The organism is Bacteroides sp. AM16-24 (genome assembly GCF_003471885.1).
Classification (GTDB): Bacteria; Bacteroidota; Bacteroidia; order Bacteroidales; family Bacteroidaceae; genus Bacteroides.
Genome location: NZ_QRKI01000019.1, coordinates 113,629 through 118,576, shown reverse-complemented (window position 1 = coordinate 118,576; position 4,948 = coordinate 113,629). Strand labels below are relative to the sequence as shown.

General features: G+C 41.7%; 3 protein-coding genes. All 3 read left to right on the top strand.

What is annotated here, in order from left to right:
- Positions 1–578: 578 nt before the first annotated feature.
- The gene (locus DW182_RS18675; protein ID WP_118296475.1) at positions 579–3,731 is read left to right on the top strand and encodes a hypothetical protein; all 3,153 of its coding nucleotides are present in this window, start codon (positions 579–581) and stop codon (positions 3,729–3,731) included.
- A gap of 129 nt (positions 3,732–3,860) precedes the next feature.
- Positions 3,861–4,286 carry a DUF1573 domain-containing protein gene (locus tag DW182_RS18670; RefSeq protein ID WP_118296474.1) on the top strand — a complete coding sequence of 142 codons (426 nt, stop codon included), beginning with the start codon at positions 3,861–3,863 and terminating at the stop codon, positions 4,284–4,286.
- Positions 4,287–4,575: 289 nt separating this feature from the next.
- The coding region (locus DW182_RS18665; protein WP_158580818.1) for an AAA family ATPase at positions 4,576–4,948 on the top strand (373 nt) is incomplete at its 3' end.

Here is a 4,948-nt window from a genome sequence, read left to right as displayed (position 1 = left end):
CTAAAAAGTAGTGTCAATTTACTTGGAGGAGTAAAACTGCCTGTTGGGAAATGACCTCGGAATGGGCTGTAGTTCAGCATGTTCGCTCAGATTATCAGGTTTCAATAGATTCTTTTATTGGGATATTTAGCTCTTTTATAAAACCATTAACACTTTGTATATCAACAGAATACACTCACCATTTATTTAGGAAATTTGTTTTTTACTTTGCAGGCTGAAAATGCGGGTTTGCTATACCTATTATATATAGGAATGGCTAAGGTTCTTATATAATAAGCAGCCTGTCTTTGCGATGGGATAATAGGCAGCCAGCGGTAGCAGTAATTATCGTATTACCGGTTGATAATAAAGAGACAATTTTAATATTACTAACAATTTAAATTTTATGATTATGAAAGTAGAAAAGGAAATGAAGTATGAAGCTCCGGAAGTGGAAGTTCTGGAGGTGGAAGTGGAATTGGGATTTGCAAGCTCTCCTGATGGAGAAGACGCTCCGTTCTAAAGGAAAACAAGATTGTACTGATAGATAATGTACTAATAAACTAAGGTAATCAAAGAAAACAAAATTATTCTTTTTTATGAAAACGAACAAAATTTTACTATTTTCTCTTGCAGCTGCCATGATGGCAAGTTGTGCCGATGATGAGTTTACAACCAACAACGGCATCAACGGCAATGAGGGAGTGAGCGGCAAGCTGGTGGAAGCCGGTTTGTTAGGCGTTGGCCTCAATGAAGGCAATGCCGATACACGCGCTTATAATCCGGAAGGTAAATTCGTGTGGATGCCAGCGGCTTTAGAAAATGACGGTTCTTTAACAACGAACCGTTTGAACGCGAAAATCGGTTTGTGCTGGACTGGTGTTGCTAACGACGGATTCGGTGCTGTGGAAACTGCCGACCAAAAGGTTTATACTAATTACGAGTATGAACATGTGGGATGGTTGGACGTGAAAGCAAAGTCCCCCAAAGCAGATCCTTGCGATGCCAAGCTGCTATTGAATGGTGCTTATATCAAAGGCGAAGGTAAACCTGAAGCCAATTTTGAAGGTCTAGTATCTACAGAAGGTCGTTGGAATAAATATTACTACACAAAAACTACCGGCAAGTATTCAAGTAATTCAGAATGGGCAGGTAGAGAAGAAGAATATTCAGGCGATCTAGATTTGGCACGCGGTATATTCTCTACCAAAAATGCTTCGGTATTTGAAGGTGAGTATCTGGCTTACTATCCTTATACCAATGCCTTCACAAAAGGACAGATTGTAGCCAACGAACCTACTACGTTTACAGTAGACCAGACTGCCGACCGATATGCGGCAGCATCAGATGTTGCATTCAGCATCGGTTATATAGATAACTATGTGGGTGGAAACGCCGCATCCGGCATCAGTGCCAAGACGCTGAGTGGCTTCCTTATTGCTAAGTTGTATAATTATGCAACACAAGCACCTAATGCTAAAAACATCAAGACTGTCATCTTCTATTCAGAAGGACAAGGTATCTTGTACAAACAGGACTTGAATGCAAAAGCATGTGTGGATGCTTTGAAAGCCGGTGATTTGGGTGCAGGAACCAATTTGTATTATACAGCAAATCCGTTGTTCCATGAAACGACAAATGCCATTGTGGCTAATCTTTGCAAGACAGGCGAGAACGCTGCTGATAACTTCGTCGTTGAAGGAACTGCAGATGAGCCTACGGAAGCTGACGACTATGCTTGGATAGCGTTGCCTGTATTGCCTCAAAACATCAGTGACCTGAAGGTGATTTTGATTGACACTGACGACAAGAGTTGCGAGTTGTCTATGCCTACAGGTGCCGTTGCGCCAAATAAGGCTCTGATCAAGGAAATCAATTTGGCCGAGTGTGAATTTATTCCCGAATACTTAGTTGTGGACGAGGCTTCTTTCCTGTCTGCCATGAACAAGATAAAGGAAAAAGGTGCTACCGGTATAGCTGAAGATGCTAATAAGGTGAAACTGCTGAAAGACATTACGCTGACATTCGATGACACAAAGAATCCTGCTATTGCACCTTATGTAGGTAGCGGTAAATATACCGGTGAATACAACAGCCTGTTCTTCGACAAGAATATTAAGATTTATAGCGCATGCGGTGCTAAATTGACAGTGGCTGCCGATACCAAAATGCACATCAAAAACCTTGCAACTGCAGTTGTTACTTCCGCTACCCCGGTGTTGACTATTGACGTTCCTGTAGTAATTGAAGGCGCAGGCTGCTGCGGTGATAAAGTGGGCAAGTTGTCTATAGGTGGTGCACAAAGTATAGCACAACCGTGTACGGTAGTGATGACCAAGAATGTAGAAAACTATGGTACGCTGGTTTTAGGCAACAATGCAAAAGGCAATACAGAAGTCACTATCAAGGGAACTCTGACCAATAAGTATGATACTGATGCAGTAAACCGTTTGAAGACCACAGACGCTGCTACTGTATATCTGGTAGGTGGACATACAAGTGGAACTTCTGACATTACTATTCAGAAGGTTATCAACGAAAACAAGGTTTATTCTCGTGCTACGGCTGTGGATATTTGGACTGGTAATGATGTACAATGGTTTGCAAATAACAACGTCACTGCTGACAAACGTATTGTCACTGCTACCATCACAACTCTGGAAAACAAAGGACTCGTTGAGATTGGTGACCGTACATTAATCAATGTAAATACCAGTCTCAAAAATGAGATTGCCGTTTCTGTAATTGATATCATCGGTGATGGTCACTCCGCTACTGACGGTCGTCTTGACGTGAAGGGTACATCTGCCAATGAAGGTACTGTAGACAACAAGGGTGTAGTAAACTTCACTGGAAGCTCTTTGGATAACAACGGTCTGTTCATTGACCAGTTAAGCGGTCAGGTAGGCGGTAAGTTGGTAGACAACGGTACTGCTACCGGCACCACAACCAAGGTATATGGCGATAAGACCTATAGCACCGATCTTGGCAAAGCTGGTATCTATGTATCTCAGGTTGCTACGGTAGACCGTATGGCCTTCACTTTGAGCGACGTTGTGGAAGAACCTTCTACTGTCATTATTGAAATTCTGGGTTGCGACGAGCAATTCTATAACTTGGAGGATTTTGAAAAGAACATGGAGAACAAGGATGTATACATCAACGCTGACAAACAGATCGCATTCAAGTCATTTAATGCTGAAGGTGTTACTGAAAGTTGCTTCGGACATTGCGTAACAGTACTTGCCAACAATACTCTTCTTGTGACTGACGGTACACTGAAAACCATAAAAGATGTGAAGGTAGAGAAAGAAGGTATTTTCAACGTAAGAGCATCTAAGGATGGTAAAGAAGTGAAAGTAACCATCGGTCAAGATCTGATCAATGAGGGTACAACCAACCACACAGCCCAATTGCTGACTGTAAATAATGATCTGAAAAATACAGGTAAGTTCAAGAGTGACAGTGCGTTCGTTGTAATCAACGATGTAACGACAAGCGGTTCTGGCAGCGAATTCGACTCTAACGGTACACCGAATTCAGTGAAAGGTAATTTCACTCAAGATGGCGGTGAGGTGACCTTCGCAATGAAGACCACAACTCAGATTGACGGCACATTTGCTTGTCAGGCCGGTAAATTCGAGCGTGAGGGTCTGAATGGTGGCATCCAATACCGTGCAACAGTCAACGTAGGCGAATTGGGAGCTACAAATGGTACTACATCAACCGCATGGCCTACCCAGTACAAATAATTCCGATTGTTTGATTGATAAAGATAGTGTCCAAACGCACTACTAGACCGATACAGGCAGGGGAGGATATCTAATCAAAGGGTGTCCTCCCCTTTCTCTCTATATATGTAATCCAAATCATTTTGTCTTATGAGACGAATATATACTTATTTTTATGCTACAATCCTTTTATTGGTTCTCACCATATGCATTTCCTGCCGCAATCGGATTTCCTCTCCTTCAGTTTCACATAGGTTATCGTCAGCCGGCATCTGTTTCGCTGACACTGTACATGACTTTGGCATCATCCCCCTTTCGCAGCCCGTCGACTCCTTTGATTTTGTATTCCGTAACACAGAGCAAGGCATGTTGGTAGTATTGGGCGTAAAGGTTTCATGTCACTGTACTAGGGCTGTTTTTCCACACACTCCTATAGCCTCTGGACAGCAGTCGTACATCCGTGTCTTCTATGACGGACGAGGTCGTCGTCCCGAATATTTTAACAAGTCCGTGCAGGTCTATACCAATGCCCGTGCGGAGTGTATAACACTTAATATCATGGGCAGGCTGCAATAAGGCTATACGTTTTCAACTGTCATAAAATATTCCTCCTGTTATTTTTTTATGTGTTATCCATCAACGATATATCAATTCCTAGTAATTCACCTCTATTCAATTATATTTTTTTCCATTAACTGTCTATAGATTCACATATGTACAAGGGGGGATTCCGGGATAATCGATCTCATAGGAACCAATAATACCCTTGAGATAGAAAAAGTGGATTGCTTTTTTGGGAAAGATATAACTATTTCAATGTTTTCATGGTATTTGCTTTTTGTTTCTGAATCAAAGAATTATAGTTATGAAAACACTATCCTATGGAATATCAGACTTTTCTCGCTTGATACGGAAGAACTATTATTATGTAGACAAGACTCGCTATATCGAGCTTGATAGAGCACAACCACCTTATCTCTTTTTGATTCGCCCGCACCGATTCGGCAAGTCTCTCTTCATTGCCATGCTGGAAACATATTACAGTATTGACTACATTGAAGAATTGATGGGTTTATGGCATTTGCTGTTTCTTTTTTGCTGCCTTTATTTCCTGAATCAAAGAACTTCAGTCATGAGAGCATCATCCTGTGGAATATCCAACTTCTCCCTCCTGATGCGAAAGAACTATTATTATGTGAACAAAACCCGTTTCATCGGAGTGTTGAAGCATCAGAGCA

Coding starts and splice junctions, on each gene's coding strand:
- DW182_RS18675 (WP_118296475.1), top strand. CDS start 579: ATGAAAACGAACAAAATTTTACTATTTTCTCTTGCAGCTGCCATGATG.
- DW182_RS18670 (WP_118296474.1), top strand. CDS start 3,861: ATGAGACGAATATATACTTATTTTTATGCTACAATCCTTTTATTGGTT.